Genomic DNA, 14902 nt, shown 5'->3' on the forward strand with positions numbered 1-14902 from the left:
CCGCCTCTCTCAAGCCGCTCTGGCGGGACGCGCGAGCGCGCGGCCGAACATCATGTCGGTGCGGATCGCCGCAACGTTCTCGCGATTGCGGATCAGCTCGAGATACCAGAGCCCATCGAGCGTATCACCGATCAGCACCGCTCCCGTGAGCCGGCCGTCGGCGATGACGAGTTTCTTGTAGGTGCCGCGCCCGCGATCCGAGAGAACGAGGCTCTCGCTGCCCTCCCCGCCCATGAAGTCACCGGCGGAGAACACGCCGACACCCGACACCTTGAGATTCGTCGAGACCACGCTGCCCTCATAGGCCGCGGGGCGGCCGGCGAGATGCCGCGCCAGCACGCGCGCCTGCTCGTAGGCGGGTTCGACGAGGCCATAGCAGAGGCCGCGGTGCTCGGCACATTCTCCGAGCGCGAAGATGTCGGCCGAGCCGGTCTGCATCACGTCGTTGACGACGATGCCGCGATTGACCGCGATGCCCGCCTCCTTCGCGAGCGTGACGTTGGGCCTGATGCCGGCGGCGAAGATCACCGCATCGGCTTCGATGCGGCTACCATCGGCGAGTTCGACGGCCTCGACACGGTCCTCGCCGTGAATGCGGGCCGTCGAGGCGTTCAGCAGGATGCGGATGCCCTTGCGCTCCACGAGCATCTTGAGCAGCTCGGCCGCGGGCGGATCGAGCTGCCGCTCCATCAGGCGGTCCATCAGATGCAGCAGCGTCACCGGCGCGCCGGCCTTGGCGAGGCCGTAGGCGGCCTCGAGCCCCAGCAAACCGCCGCCGACCACGACGACGCGCTTCTTCGCGGCCGCAAGCGTCAGCAGCAGGTCGACGTCGCGGGTGTCGCGAAAGGTGTGCACGCCGGCAAGATCGGCGCCGGGCACGTTCAGCCGCAGCGGCGTCGAGCCGGTGGCGAGCACGAGCTTGGAAAACTCCATGCTCTCCTCGCCGGCGATCTTCAGCTCGCGGCGGCCGACATCTATTTCGGTGACGCGGTAGCCGTAGCGGACGGTGACGCCGCGATGGCGCCACCAATCGGCCGGCTTCAGCTCGATCTCGTGCGAGCCGGTCTCGCCGGCCAGCACGGAGGACAGCAGCACGCGATTGTAGGCGAGCCGCGGCTCATCGCCGATAACGGCAACCGCGTAGCGGCCGAGTGCGGTCTTGGCGAGTTCATCGACAAGCCGCGCAGCCGCCATGCCGTTACCGACGATGACCAGCGGTTCGCTCACGCGCCACCTCCTATTCAGCGGCCTGCGACGGCGCGCCGTAGGCCTCGGAAATCATGAAGCCCGACAGCACGCCGTAGGCGTCGGTCCAGGCGGTTGCCAGTTCGGGTGTCCAGGCTTCGCCGAGGCCCTTCTCCAGCGTCCAGAGCAACGTCGCGCCCACGACGGGGTAGTGCTCGGCCTTGGCGCCGTAGGCGACATGCCGCTTGGCGAGCGCGGAAGCCGCGGGAAGAATGGACTCAAGGTTCGACAGGCCGCTCACGACGGCGGCGAGCATGCCCATCAGCTTCTTGCGCTGCTCGGTCATGTCCTCGGGGAACATCGCGCGCACCGACGGCGCCACCTCGAACAGGCGGTCGTAGAACAGCACGGCCGCCGCCTCGGAAATCGGCGCGACCTTGGAAAAGCTCTGCTGGACGAGGGCGATCTGGTCCGATGTCATGATGTTCTCCTGCCTGTTTCGGTTTGCCTTCGTTCGCGCCGTTGCGAACCAGGTTCATGGGTCAAACTTCATCAGAGGGACTTCTCCCCGCGTGCGGGAAGAAGCGACATTCGTGCCAGTTTCAGACTCTCGCCTCGGCGAGGCTCGGCGCGCCCTCGCCCTGCGGGCTGCGACGCAGGTAGAACCACCAGGTCAGTCCGAGGCAGGAGGCGTAGAAGACGAGATAGATCGCGAGCGCGAGCTGCGGCCCGCCGGTCATGGCGATCGACTTGCCGAAACCGCTCGGGATCAGATAGCCGCCGACGGCCCCGACCGCGCCGATGAAACCCACCGCCGCACCGCTCTCGATGCTCGCCGTCTTCATCGCGGCCGCACGTGCCGCATCGCCCTTGCCGCGCGCCTTGAACAGGTTCTCCTCGCGGAAGATCGAGGGGATCATGCGGTAGGTCGAGCCGTTGCCGATGCCCGTCGTGACGAACAGGACCAGGAACATCGCGAGGAAGCCGGTGAAATCCTTGTGCCCGACGAAGTAGAGCACCCCGACCGTGGCCGCAGCCATCGCGATGAAATTCCAGAAGGTGATGATCGAGCCGCCGACCTTGTCCGCCAGCCAGCCACCGAAGGGACGCGCCAGCGAGCCGAGCAGAGGTCCGAGGAACGCGATCGAGATCGTCACCGACGGAAACTGCGTCTTGATCAGCAGCGGAAACGCCGCGGAGTATCCAATGAAGGAGCCGAACGTGCCGATGTAGAGATACGCCATGATCCAGGTGTGCCTGCGCTTGACCACCGCGAGCTGGTTCCCGATCGACGATTTGGCCGTGGCAAGATTGTTCATGAAGAACACCGCGCCGAACACCGCGATCGCGATCGGCAGCACCCACATAAGGCCCGCGTTCTGCAGGAAGACGCCGTCGACGGGGCTCGCCTGGAACAGGTTGATGATGGCGAGCGTCATCAGGATCGGGGTCAGAAGCTGCACGCTGGAGACGCCGATATTGCCCCCGGCCGCATTCAGTCCCAGCGCCCATCCCTTCATCCGGTCCGGAAAGAAGAACGAGATGTTGGTCATGCTGGAGGCGAAATTGCCGCCGCCGAGGCCGGCGGTCGAGGCCACCAGCAGCATCAGCCAGAACGGCGTGTCCGGCTGACCCACGAAGTACGCCAGCGACAAGGTCGGAATGAACAGCACCGCCGCGCTGAAGATGGTCCAGTTGCGCCCGCCGAAGGTCGTGACCGCGAATGTGTACGGAAAGCGCATCAGGGCGCCGATCAGGCCGGGAACGGCGACGAGCTGGAACAGCTGGTCGGTGGTGTAGTGGAAGCCGGCCTGCGGCAGCTTGGTGGCGACGATGCTCCAGATCAGCCACACCGAGAAGCCGATATGCTCGGCCACGATCGACCAGATCAGGTTGCGCCTCGCGACGGCTTTGCCGCCGGCATTCCAGAACGCCTCGTCTTCGGGGCGCCAGTCGGAAATCCATGTCGGATTCTTCGTCATTGCTAATCCCTTCCAGTCTCACCGCTGCGCCGTTGCAGGCTCTGCCTCCACACGGAGGCGCGCTTCGAGGCGAGGCCCCGATGGCGAGTTCACGATGCTGATTGATGATGTTGAGGGACGTCGTCGTTGGCGTCGGAGAAAGTGCTTCAATTTCCGTGCCAACCGCAGGCGATCGGGAAATTCAGGGAATTCAGAGGCTTGTTCGTATTGCCCGAAATTTTTGCAGGCCGATTTCGCACGCAAAATTTGCGATTCGCTCAATCCATGTGCGACGCACAAGGATTGAGCGAAGTGACTCCTGATTGAGCGTGGCGTTTCAACGCGCTTACGCAGCCTCGACGAAGCGGTGACGCTCGTAGAGGAATTCGAGCACGCGCTGCCGGCACTTCAGATAGGCCGTGTTGGTCGCGAGCTCGAGCCGCTTACGCGGGCGCGCGAGCGGCACTTCCAGCACCTCGCCGATGCGCGCGCTCGGACCGTTCGTCATCATCACGATGCGGTCGGACAGCAGCACGGCCTCGTCGACATCGTGGGTGATCATCAGGATGGTGTTGCCGAGCTTCTGATGCAGAGCCATCACCGAGTCCTGGAGATGCGCGCGGGTCAACGCGTCGAGCGCGCCGAACGGCTCGTCGAGCAGCAGCACCTTCGGTTCCATCGCCAGCGCCCGCGCGATCCCGACGCGCTGCTTCATGCCGCCGGAGATTTCCGAGGGACGCTTGTCCTTGGCATGGGCCATCTGCACGAGGTTGAGATTGTGCATCACCCAGGCGTCGCGTTCGGCGCGGCTCTTGGTCCGAGCGAAGACCTTGTCGACGCCGAGCTTGACGTTCTCGAACACGGTGAGCCACGGCAACAGGCTGTGGTTCTGGAACACCACCGCGCGATCCGGCCCGGGCGAGTTGACCTCGCGATTTTCCAGCAGGACACCGCCGGTGGTGGAGTCGGTCAGGCCGGCAATGATGTTGAGCAGGGTCGACTTGCCACAGCCGGAATGGCCGATGATCGAGACGTATTCGCCTTTCGCGATCGTGAGGTTGATGTCCTTCAGCACTTCCGTGGTGGCATTGCCGCGTGTGAAGATCTTGTCGATATGGTCGAGCTTCAGATAGGCGCTCATCTGCTGCGTCCTCTCAATTCTGCGCGGTGCCGCGGGTGACGATCTTGCCGAGGCCCGCAATCAGGCGGTCGAGCACGAAGCCGACGATGCCGACATAGAACAAGGCCAGGATGATCTCGCTGATATGCGAGGAGTTCCAGGCGTCCCAGATGAAGAAGCCGATGCCGACGCCGCCGATCAGCATTTCCGCGGCGATGATGGCCAGCCACGACAGGCCGATGCCGATGCGCAGGCCCGTGAAGATGTAGGGCGCGGCCGCCGGGATCATGATCTTGGCGAAGAACTCGAGCGGATTGAGCTGCACCACGGCGGCAACGTTGCGGTAGTCCTGCGGAATGTTGCGGACGCCGACGGCGGTGTTGATGATGATCGGCCAGATCGACGTGATGAAGATGACGAAGATCGCCGACGGCTGGCCGTCGCGGAACGCCGCGAGCGACAGCGGCAGCCAGGCGAGCGGCGGAATGGTGCGCAGGACCTGGAACAGCGGATCGAGGCCGCGCATCGCCCACACCGATTGCCCGACCAGAACGCCGAGCGCGATTCCAGCGACCGCGGAGAGCGAGTAGCCGAGTGCGACGCGCTGCAGACTGGCGGAGAGGTGCCAGAACAGGCCCTTGTCGATGCCGCCATGGTCGAAGAACGGATCGAAGATCAGCTCCTTGGTGTCCTTGAAAACCTTGGACGGCGGCGGCAGCGCCGAGCCGGCGCGGCGGCAGACGAGCTCCCACACCAGCATCAGCAAGGCGACGACGACCAGCGGGGGGATGACGCGCACGGCGGTCTCCCTCGCCATCCGCAGATAGGCCTCGCTGCGCGGCGGGCGCCGCGGCGTCAACGCGACGACCGGCGCAGCGGCACTCCCATGCGTCGTCGCCTCAACCTCAATCTTCGTGGCAGGCATGTTCATCGCAATCTTTCTCCGGCTCGAAAACGATGCGGCCGCCTGACGGCGGCCGCACACCCCGTCAGGCTTCCACGCGCTTGATCGCAAGCGACTTCAGATAGGCCGCCGGGTTTTCGGGATCGAACACCTTGCCGTCGAAGAAGGTCTCCTTGCCGCGCGAGGTCGAGGTCGGGATATCGGAGGCGGACACGCCGAGCGTCTTGGCGGCGTCCTTCCAGAGATCCTCGCGGTTGACCTTGGCGATCAGCGCCTTGGTGTCGAAGCCCGGCTCGTACTTGCCCCAGCGGATGTCCTCGGTGAGGAACCAGAGATCGTGGCTCTGGAACGGATAGGAAGCCTGATCCTTCCAGAACCGCATCTGCTGCGGCGAATTCTCGACCACGCGGCCGGTGCCGTAGTCGAACTTGCCCTTCATGCGATCGGTGATGTCTTCGACGGGGCAATTGATCCACTGGCGCTTGGCACAGATGACGGCGGCCTCTTCGCGGTTCTCGACCTTCTCGGCCCACTGCTGGGCTTCCATGACGGCCATCAGCAATGCCTTCGCGGCCTTCGGGTATTTGTCGACCCAGGCGGCGCGCATGCCGAGTGATTTTTCGGGATGCTTGTCCCAGAGTTCACCCGTGGTGATCGCGGTGTAGCCGATCTCCTGGTGGATGAGCTGGAGGTTCCAGGGCTCGCAGACACAGAAGCAGTCCATGGTGCCAACCTTCATGTTGGCGACCATCTGCGGCGGCGGCACGACGATCGTTTCGATGTCCTTGTCGGGATCGATGCCGCCCGCGGCAAGCCAATAGCGGATCCAGAGATCATGCGTGCCGCCGGGGAAGGTCATCGCGGCCTTCACCGCCTTGCCGCCGGCCTTCTTCTTCTCCAGCGCGGACTTGAAGGGCGCGGTATCGATGCCGACCTTGAGGTCGGCATATTCCTTCGCGACCGAGATGCACTGGCCGTTGAGGTTCAAACGCGCGAGAATGTACATCGGCGTCGGCTGGTTGTTCTGCGTCACCTTTCCGGCGGAGATCAGGTAAGGCATCGGCGTCAGGATGTGCGCACCGTCGATGCCGTTGCCCTCCGATCCCAGCACGAGATTGTCGCGCGTGGTGCCCCACGAGGCCTGCTTCTGCACCTCGACATCGGGCATGCCGTATTTGGCGAAGATGCCTTTCTCCTTGGCGACGAAGAGCGGAGTTGCGTCGGTCAAGGCAATGAAGCCGAGCTTGGCGCCCTTGACCTCGGGCCCCGCCTCCTGCGCGAACGCGCCGGCGGGGAAGTTCAGCTTGGCGGCGGCGAGAAGTGCTGCGGTGCTGCCGGTCGCCTTCAGCAATTGACGGCGGCTGAGGCCAATGTCCGAGGGCCGGCGGATGCGCTTGGTCATGGATGGTGTCGTCCTTTGCGTCGTTGCGTCATGATTGCGTCAGTGCGCACGAGCAGCCCGTCCGTCCGTCACGCCCAAATGGCGCATGCGAACGCGCGACGGGGAGGTCCCCCGTCTGGTGGCGTCAGCAAAATCGGATGAGAAGTCTCGCGGGACGGCGTCAGTGGCGTCGGCTTGAACAATTCAAGCTTCGTGCCAAGCCCGTGGACGAAGAAAATGTTTTGGAATCAGCGACTTATATTGCATGCGCCGGATTGCCGCAGCGTCCGGCGCGCACGTCGAATTTGCGATCAGCTTAAATATTGTGCGCCGCACATTAACTGGGCAGGCGTCCCTGAGGCCGCGCTAGGCCGGCTCCGCCGCCCTCGTCCCCAGCGGTTTCGGCGCCATGCCGCCGCCCGGCTTGAGGTGGAATTCGTAGGTCATCAGATGCCATGGCCCGCTCGCCTTGGTGCCATCGGGCATCTCCGGATCGTTGCGCGGTTCGACCTGGGCGACGAGATCGTCCTTGACCCCGAACACCACGTCGGAATCGAGATATTTGTCGCCGTCCAGGAAGACATGGGTGATCAGCGGCTCGTAGCCTCTGGCATTGACCAGGAAGTGCACATGCGCCGGGCGCATCGGGTGACGCCGGGTCTGCACGATCATCTCGCCGACGGGACCATCGGTCGGGATCGGGTAGCTGCAGGGCAGGATGGTGCGGAAGAAGAGGCGGCCATCGTCATCCGTGATGAAGCGCGCCCGCGCCGAGGCACCGACCGCATCATAGTTCGGCTTCTGTGAATCGTAGAGACCGTCATCGTCGGCATGCCAGACGTCGACGGGGACATTCGCGAGCGGCTTGCCGTCGAGATCGGTGACGCGGCTCTGCACGAACATCTTCTCGCCGGTCAGGTTGCTCGGCGAGATGTCGGTGCCGTGCGCCGTCACCTTGTGCTCGCCGACATAGAACGGGCCGAGCACCGTGGTCTCGGTTGCACCGTCCCGGTCACGGTGATTGACCGCGTCGACCAGCATCGAAACGCCGAGAACGTCGGACAACAGAATGAACTCCTGGCGCGTGTCGGTGCATTTCTGGCCGGTGCGGGTCAGGAAGTCGATGGCGTATTCCCATTCCTCGAAGGTGAGACCCGTCTTGCTCACGTAATCGTGCAGCGATTTCACCAATTCCTGCAGCAGGAATTTCGCGCGCGGGTTCGGCGTGTTGTCGAAGCTCCTGACGACGGCTTCGGTGAGTTCGGTCTCGTTGAACTGGGTCATGATGCGCTTGCCTGCGATTTCTCGTTCGCCCTGACGGGCATCCCTGGAGGCCTTCCAGACTGGAGCCTACACCAGCCGGCCCGGCCACGTTAAGCGCATCCGGCTTGGAATGTGGCCGCCATTTCGGCTATCAACTGGCCGACAAAACCGCCCGGAGGAACTGATGCTCGCCCCCACCCCCGCCTCGCCCGAATCCGTCGGCATGTCCAAGGCCGCGCTCGACCGTGTCGATGCGCATTTGAAGAGCCGTTACATCGATTCCGGCCGCTTCCCGGGCACGCATCTGCTGGTCTATCGCCGCGGCAAGGTGGCCTACAGCTCGGTTCAGGGCTTTGCCGACGTCGAGCGCAAAGCGCCGGTCAAGGACGACACCATCTACCGCATCTATTCCATGACCAAGCCGCTCACCAGCGTCGCCTTCATGATGCTGGTCGAGGAAGGCCGCGTCGCGATCGACGAGCCCGTGGCCAAATACATTCCGGAATGGAAGGACCTCGGGGTCTTCGTCGCCGGCACCTCGCCGGCCTTCCTGACCCGGCCGCCGTCGCGGCCGATGCTGATCGTCGACCTCCTGCGCCACACGTCCGGGCTGACCTACGGCTTCCAGCAGCGCTCCAACGTCGATGCCGCCTACCGTGCCGACAAGATCGGCGAGGTCGAGAAGGCCGGCACGCTGCAGACCATGATCGAAGCCCTCGCCAAGATCCCGCTCGAATTCTCGCCGGGCGAGGCCTGGAACTACTCGGTCGCGACCGACGTGCTGGGCTATCTCGTCGGCAAGATCTCGGGCATGCCCTTCGAGCAGTTCCTGAAGCAGCGGATTCTCGATCCTCTCGGCATGCAGGACACCGATTTCCACGTGCCGGCGGCCAAGGCACACCGTTTCGCCGCCTGCTACTCCGCCGACCCCGGCGGCGGCATGACCTTCCATGCCGGCCAGCGCCGGCAGGGGCTGACGCTGCAGGACGACCCGACGACGAGCTCGTTCCTGTCGCCGCCCTCCTTCATCTCCGGCGGCGGCGGCCTGTGCTCGACGGTCGCGGACTATCTCACCTTCTGCCGCGCCCTGCTCAATGGCGGCGAACTCGGCGGCGTCAGGCTGATCGGACCGAAGACGCTGGCGCTGATGACCAGCAATCACATTCCGGGCGGACAGGCCCTGCCGGAGGTGTCGCGCTCGCTGTTCTCCGAGGCCGCCTACAACGGCATCGGCTTCGGCCTCGGCTTTGCGGTGACCATGCGTCCAGCCGAAACACTCATCGCCGGCAGCCCCGGCGAGTACAATTGGGGCGGCGCGGCGACGACCTCGTTCTGGATCGACCCGGCCGAGGAACTGATCACCATCTTCATGACACAGGTATTGCCCTCGAGCGCCTATCCGATCCGCCGCGAGCTGCGCAGCATGGTGTACGCCGCGATCACCGAGAGCAATCTGTAAACCCTTTTTGCACCGCACCTTGCCTGCCAGCACGGAACCGGCAGGCCGCATACCAAAAGCGCAGTGGCGCAATCGCCACGCTGCTCTATGCTCCGCGCGGCCGGCGCCCACCGCGCCGGAGCAAGGGCATTTCGTTTGTCAAGATTATCCCTCCCCGTCCGACTCGCGCTCCTGGTCGCGGGAACGACACTGCCGCTGATCGTCTTCGCTGTCGGCCTTGCCTATTACAATTATCGTCAAGATCGCAGCGACGCGACGCGCCGGGTGCTGGAGACGGTGCAGAGCATGCGCCTCGTGCTCGACTCCGAGGTGCAGCGGATGACCGGCGGCCTGCAGGTGCTCGCGCTGAGCGACTCCTTGCGCAACGGCGACTTCGACGGCTTTCGGCGCCTCGCCGCGGGCTTCATCAACCAGTATGGCGAGGACAGCATCCTGCTCGTGTCCGACAGGACCGGACGCCAGCTCTTTTCGACGGTGACGACCGACACGGCCAAGCTGCCTCGGCGCGGCAACCTCGACATCGTCGAGCGGGTCTTCGCCAGCAAGGCGCCGCAATATTCCGATCTGTTCACCGGCTCGACCAAGAAGCGGCTGATCGTGACCGTCGAGGTGCCGGTGCTGCGCGACGGCGAGGTCATCTACGCGCTGTCGTTCAGCCCTCCCCTCGACATCTTCCAGCGGCTGATCGAGCGGCAGCGTCCCGACGAGCAATGGACGATGTCGCTGCTGGACAGCAAGGGCTTCGTGTTCGCGCGCGCTCCGAACCCCGGCGACACGTTCGGCAAGCAGGCTTCTCCGACGCTGTACACCGCCATGTCCCGCGCGCCCGAAGCCGTCGTGTCGACGGTGTCGCTCGAGGGCATCGCATTGAGCTCGGCCTATGCGAGGTCGGCGTTGACGGGATGGACCATCGCCGCCGGTGTCGCGGAGGGCTCGCTGGTTGCACCGCTGTGGCGCAACATCGCGATCACCAGCCTGATCGGCGGCGTGCTGCTGCTGATCGGCCTGACCTTCGCGGTACGGATGGCCACCACGATCGCGCGCGGCGAGATGCTGCACAATCTCCTGATCGAGGAGCTCAACCACCGCGTCAAGAACACGCTGGCGCTGATGCAGGCGATCGCGGTGCAGACCTTCCGCAGCAGCAGCCGGGACGAGCGAACCAAGTTCGAGGGACGGCTGGGCGCGCTGGCCGAGGCGCATAACCTCCTGAGCCAGGAGAAATGGCAGGGCTCCGACCTGAAGGACGTGATCGATCGCGTGCTGCAACCGTTTCTCCTCAACAATCCCGGGCGCATGCGGATGAGCGGCCCCACGGTGCCGCTGTCTCCGCGGCTCGCCGTGGTGCTGTCGATGGTCGTGCATGAGATCGCCACCAACGCCGCGAAATACGGCGCGCTGTCCAACGAAACCGGCCGGGTGACGCTGGACTGGGAGGTCACGGCCGACGCACCGAGGCCGCGGCTGCGGTTGATCTGGACGGAAACCGGCGGACCGCCGGTGACGGCACCGGTGCAGCGCGGCTTCGGCTCGCGCCTGATCGAGCGCAGCACGCGCGATCAGCTCGGCGGCGAGGCAACCGTGGACTTCCTGCCGCGCGGCGTCGTCTGCACCATCAGTTGCACGCTGGAAGAACCGCGATGACGTGAACCGGCAGGACGGGACATGGGATGAAGATTACCGCGATAAGAACGCACATCCTGCAAGCAGGGCTCTCGCAGCCCTTTGCCTATTCGCGCGCCTGGTACGACACGCGCACCGCGATGCTGGTCGAGATCGAGACCGACGACGGATTGACCGGCTGGGGCGAGTGCTACGGCCCGGCGCGCATGACCGCGGCCGTGGTCGACAGCGTCGCGCCGTGGCTGATCGGCGAGGATGCGCTGCGCACCGACGTGCTATGGCAGACCGTCTATGCGAGGCTGCGCGATCACGGCCAGAAGGGCGTCGTCATCCAGGGACTGAGCGGCATCGACATCGCGCTGTGGGACATCAAGGGCAAGCGCTTCGGCGTGCCGGTCCACCAGCTCCTCGGCGGAGCCGCGCGCAAGACCGTGCAGGCCTACGCGACCGGGCTCTACCGGCGCAGGTCGGCCGATCCGCTGAAATACCTTCCCGAGGAAGCGGCCGGCTATGCCACGGAGGGATTCCGCGCCGTGAAGCTGAAGGTCGGCTTCGGGATCGAACAGGATGCCGCGGCGACGCGCGCCGTGCGCGAAGCCATCGGCCCCGAGATCGCGCTGATGGTCGACGCCAATCATGCCTATGACCAGGTCGCGGCGATCCGGCTCGGCCGCCTGATCGAGCGCTACGACATCGGATGGTTCGAGGAGCCGGTTCCGCCGGAAGACATTGCGGGATATCGCGCGGTGAAAGCGGCGCTGTCCATTCCGATCGCGGGCGGCGAGTGCGAGTTCACCCGTTTCGGCTTTCGCGATCTCTTCGTCTCGCACGCGCTCGACATCGCCCAGCCCGACACCTGCGCCGCCGGCGGCCTCTCCGAGTGCAAGAAGATCGCCGACATGAGCGGGGCCTTCGGCATCCGCTACAACCCGCATGTCTGGGGCACCGGCATCGCGATCGCGGCCTCGCTCCAGCTTCTCGCGGTGCTGCCCTCGCACACGCCGACCTCGCTGGCGCCGCTCGAGCCGATGCTCGAATTCGACCGCACCGAACATCCGATCAGGCAGGCGATCCTGACGCGGCCGATCGAGCACAACGCAGGCATCGTCGGCATCCCAGACGGTCCCGGCCTCGGCATCGACATCGACCGCGACGCGTTGGCGCGTTTCGAGGTGAAGTAGGCCACGATCAATTCGACGGCGTGTCGATCGGAACTAGAAACGCGAAGCCGTATTTGCAGTCCTCGCCGCGAGCCTCGTCGAGACCGCGCGCAAGTTCGACTGCGGCGGATTCCGTGGGAAGCGCGGGCCGAACCAACGGAACGTCCCCCGCAACCATGAGCGGACGTCCGCAAGAGCGCATGCCGCTCAGCTCCTCGACGAACCAGTCTTCGCAGACGCGCATTCGGGCCGCGCGAAGCGAGCCGGCCGAGAATGCCAGAACGGCTCTGTGGTTGATCTCCAGAACGAAGCAAGGCTGTCGCGCCGTTCGCCCGGCGCGACTGCTCGTGCCCGTCGTCGACCTGCCCTCGGTTCGGCCGCCGGTGCGTGTCATCGCCGGTCCATCAGAAGTTTGCCGTAGCCGACAGCCTGAACGCACGCGGAGATCCCGGCGTGATGTTGTTGTTTCCGTCCGCGGTCGAATAGTACTTCCGATCGAACAGGTTCTCGATATTGAGCTGGGCACGCCAGGTCTTGTCGAGCCTGAAATAGACGGCGGCATCGACCCGCGTGAACTCCGGGATCAGCACGGTATCGTCGGACGATGCGAAGAAGTTCGAGTAGTGGATCACGCCGAGGCCCGCAGCCCATTGCTCGGTGAAATCGTACTTGTTCCAGAGTGAAAACGTGTTGTACGGGACCAGTCCCACCCGGTTTCCGGCGACGACGGTCGTGGAGTTGTTGCTGGTGATCCGTGCGTCCGTGTAGGCATAGCCGCCTGTGATCTGCCAGGCGTCCGTCACGTAGCCCGTCAAGGAGGCCTCGAAGCCGCGCGTTTTGGTGGCGCCGCTCAGGATGAAGAATCCGGCGTTGTTGGGATCGGGAAGGCGCTGATTGGTCCGGTCCAGATCGTAGATCGCGGTCGCGAACTGCAGGCGGGGCAGGATGTCGTATTTGAGCCCGACCTCCTTGTTCACGAACTTCTCGGGAGCTGCGATGGCGAGCCCCGGCGAGAGCACGCTGAACTGGTCGCCGGCGCTGGGCAGATACGAGATGCTGTAGCTCGCGTAGATCGAGAGGTTCTCGATCGGCTTGAACACGACCCCGGCGCGCGGCGACACCAGATTATCGATCCGGTTGAGCTCGACGAATGTACGCCGGTCGCGCGACGTCAGGTCGAATTGGTCGAAGCGCACACCGCCGATCAGTTCCAGGTAGCGCGTGATCTCGACCTGGTCCTGCACATAGACCGCCCCGAGATTGAGCCTGTAGGTGTTGTTGGCGTCCGTACTGCCGTTGTTGGCGAAGGTGACCGGAACGTAGGATGTCGGGTTCCTCGGGTCGATCGTGATCGTCGAGGACGTGCCGTTGAAAAGCCCGCTCTGCCGGTAGTTCAGTCCGTCCTGTCGTCCCACTTCGGCGCCGAACACGACGGTGTGGCGGATCGGACCGGTGCCGAACTTGTAGGTCAGGTCGGTCTGATTGAAGTAGTTGGTGCGGTCGGTTTCGTTGTTGTACGCCGAGAGATTGCTGGACGTGCCGGCGGCATTCACCGCGCCGGCGCTGGTCCCGCCGCCCGGATAGATGTTCTGATAGAACTTGTCGTAATTGGCGATCTGGGACGAATTCTTGATCGTCCAGCCGTTCTCGAAATCGTGCTCGACGACCGCGGTCGCGATGTCGACGTCGGCAAGCGCATAGTTGAGATTGGGATTGCCGAAGAAGGCCGACGGCGAGGTGTCGTAGGGATAGCGCGGAAATGCATTGCCGGCGCGGATCTGCGAGGGAATGCCCCGATCGACGGTGCGCCGGTCGTGCACGTGCTCGTAGCTCAGCTTCACAGTCGTTGTGTCGTTCGGCGCGAACGTCGCGGTGGGATTGATGGCCCAGCGCTCGAGATTGACGAAATCACGATAGCTCTGGGTGTTCTCGTACATCGCGTTGAGACGGAAGGCCCAATTCTCGTTGATCGCCTGACCGACATCGGTGGTCACGCGAGCACCGGGGTAGGAGTTGCCACCCACCGTCACCTCGCGGACCGTCGTGCCGTCGGCCTCCTTGAGCACGCGGTTGACGACGCCGCCACCGCCGCCGCGACCGAAGATCATCGCGTTCGGCCCCTTCAGCACTTCGAGCCGCTGCAGATTGTAGAAGTCGCGGAAGTACTGGACGTCGTCGCGGATGCCATTGGTGTAGAAATCGGCATTGCTGCGTTGCCCGCGAATGACCAGATCGTCACGATGGGATTCGCCCTGATGGTAGATGACGCCGGGCACATAGCGGGTTGCCTCACCGATCGAGGTGAAAGCCTGATCCCTGATGAAGTCCTTCGTCAGCACGGCCACCGACTGCGGCACGTCGATGAGGCGCGTATTGGTCTTGGTCGCACTGGTCACGCTCCGCGTCACGTAACCCTGCTGACCCGTGCGCGCATCCTGATTGTTCACGCTCGGCGGTTTCTTCTCGACCGGCGCTGCGGCAGCCGTCCGGCGGTTGGAGCGCGCGGCGCGCGAGGTCGTCGCCGTCCGGTTCTGGCGGGCACGCTGCTGCGGAGGGGCAACGGTGACTGGGGGCAAAGCACCCGGCGTCTGCCCCTGCTGCGCGGCGGCCGGCTCGATCTGTATCGTCAGTCCGGCGCCCAATGAAACTGCCGCGCCCGTCGACAGGAGAAAACCACGCAACGCCTTGCGGCGACCCCAACAACCCATGTGCATCTGCAACGCCCCAAATCTCGCGTGCCGTTCTGAAGACGGCTTCGCTGTCCAAAACCCGGGCGCATCTGCAATGCGGAGAATTAGGTGAGGATTAGATCGCGTTTAGAATAGGTCGAGGCCGCCGGATTTCCC

11 protein-coding genes are annotated in these 14902 nt (G+C 64.6%); 3 read left to right on the forward strand and 8 right to left on the reverse strand.

The window, feature by feature from the left end:
- Window positions 1-9: 9 nt before the first annotated feature.
- The 7 genes from QM712_RS06675 to QM712_RS06705 all read right to left on the reverse strand — a co-directional run bounded on the left by QM712_RS06675 (window position 10) and on the right by QM712_RS06705 (window position 7835).
- Window positions 10-1227: an NAD(P)/FAD-dependent oxidoreductase gene (locus QM712_RS06675; protein WP_415022275.1), complete on the reverse strand. Its 1218-nt coding sequence runs from the start codon at window positions 1225-1227 to the stop codon at window positions 10-12.
- 10 nt (window positions 1228-1237) lie between these two features.
- Window positions 1238-1666, reverse strand: a complete 429-nt coding sequence (locus QM712_RS06680; RefSeq protein WP_415022276.1) for a globin family protein — start codon at window positions 1664-1666, stop codon at window positions 1238-1240.
- A 121-nt stretch (window positions 1667-1787) separates the two neighbouring features.
- On the reverse strand, window positions 1788-3167 hold the full coding sequence (locus tag QM712_RS06685) for an MFS transporter (RefSeq protein ID WP_415022277.1): 1380 nt from the start codon (window positions 3165-3167) through the stop codon (window positions 1788-1790).
- Window positions 3168-3492: 325 nt separating this feature from the next.
- Window positions 3493-4287, reverse strand: coding sequence for an ABC transporter ATP-binding protein (locus QM712_RS06690; protein WP_415022278.1), 795 nt, complete (start codon window positions 4285-4287; stop codon window positions 3493-3495).
- Between the two features lie 13 nt (window positions 4288-4300).
- Window positions 4301-5197, reverse strand: a complete 897-nt coding sequence (gene ntrB, locus QM712_RS06695) for a nitrate ABC transporter permease (protein ID WP_415022279.1) — start codon at window positions 5195-5197, stop codon at window positions 4301-4303.
- Between the two features lie 58 nt (window positions 5198-5255).
- A complete protein-coding gene (locus tag QM712_RS06700) occupies window positions 5256-6572 on the reverse strand; it encodes a CmpA/NrtA family ABC transporter substrate-binding protein (protein ID WP_415022280.1) in 1317 nt (438 codons plus the stop codon).
- A 345-nt stretch (window positions 6573-6917) separates the two neighbouring features.
- Window positions 6918-7835 (reverse strand): intradiol ring-cleavage dioxygenase, encoded by a 918-nt coding sequence (locus QM712_RS06705; RefSeq protein WP_415022281.1) that lies wholly within the window; start codon window positions 7833-7835, stop codon window positions 6918-6920.
- A 163-nt stretch (window positions 7836-7998) separates the two neighbouring features.
- Here QM712_RS06705 and QM712_RS06710 point away from each other — a divergent pair, with 163 nt between their 5' ends.
- From QM712_RS06710 to QM712_RS06720, 3 genes are all read left to right on the forward strand, one after another.
- Window positions 7999-9273, forward strand: coding sequence for a serine hydrolase domain-containing protein (locus tag QM712_RS06710; protein WP_415022282.1), 1275 nt, complete (start codon window positions 7999-8001; stop codon window positions 9271-9273).
- 135 nt (window positions 9274-9408) lie between these two features.
- On the forward strand, window positions 9409-10917 hold the full coding sequence (locus QM712_RS06715) for a sensor histidine kinase (protein ID WP_415022283.1): 1509 nt from the start codon (window positions 9409-9411) through the stop codon (window positions 10915-10917).
- Window positions 10918-10943: 26 nt separating this feature from the next.
- A complete protein-coding gene (locus QM712_RS06720) occupies window positions 10944-12077 on the forward strand; it encodes a mandelate racemase/muconate lactonizing enzyme family protein (protein WP_415022284.1) in 1134 nt (377 codons plus the stop codon).
- Between the two features lie 383 nt (window positions 12078-12460).
- Here QM712_RS06720 and QM712_RS06725 read toward each other — a convergent pair whose 3' ends face one another.
- On the reverse strand, window positions 12461-14764 hold the full coding sequence (locus tag QM712_RS06725) for a TonB-dependent receptor (protein WP_415022285.1): 2304 nt from the start codon (window positions 14762-14764) through the stop codon (window positions 12461-12463).
- Window positions 14765-14902 lie beyond the last annotated feature (138 nt).

Origin of the sequence: Bradyrhizobium sp., from assembly GCF_047605465.1 — a bacterium.
Lineage (GTDB): Bacteria > Pseudomonadota > Alphaproteobacteria > Rhizobiales > Xanthobacteraceae > Bradyrhizobium.

Bases quoted from the DNA above. Each gene is read 5' to 3' on its own strand.
- QM712_RS06705 (WP_415022281.1), bottom strand. From the start codon at position 7,835: ATGACCCAGTTCAACGAGACCGAACTCACCGAAGCCGTCGTCAGGAGC.
- QM712_RS06685 (WP_415022277.1), bottom strand. From the start codon at position 3,167: ATGACGAAGAATCCGACATGGATTTCCGACTGGCGCCCCGAAGACGAG.
- QM712_RS06710 (WP_415022282.1), top strand. From the start codon at position 7,999: ATGCTCGCCCCCACCCCCGCCTCGCCCGAATCCGTCGGCATGTCCAAG.
- QM712_RS06690 (WP_415022278.1), bottom strand. From the start codon at position 4,287: ATGAGCGCCTATCTGAAGCTCGACCATATCGACAAGATCTTCACACGC.
- QM712_RS06700 (WP_415022280.1), bottom strand. From the start codon at position 6,572: ATGACCAAGCGCATCCGCCGGCCCTCGGACATTGGCCTCAGCCGCCGT.
- QM712_RS06680 (WP_415022276.1), bottom strand. From the start codon at position 1,666: ATGACATCGGACCAGATCGCCCTCGTCCAGCAGAGCTTTTCCAAGGTC.
- QM712_RS06725 (WP_415022285.1), bottom strand. From the start codon at position 14,764: ATGGGTTGTTGGGGTCGCCGCAAGGCGTTGCGTGGTTTTCTCCTGTCG.
- QM712_RS06720 (WP_415022284.1), top strand. From the start codon at position 10,944: ATGAAGATTACCGCGATAAGAACGCACATCCTGCAAGCAGGGCTCTCG.
- ntrB (WP_415022279.1), bottom strand. From the start codon at position 5,197: ATGAACATGCCTGCCACGAAGATTGAGGTTGAGGCGACGACGCATGGG.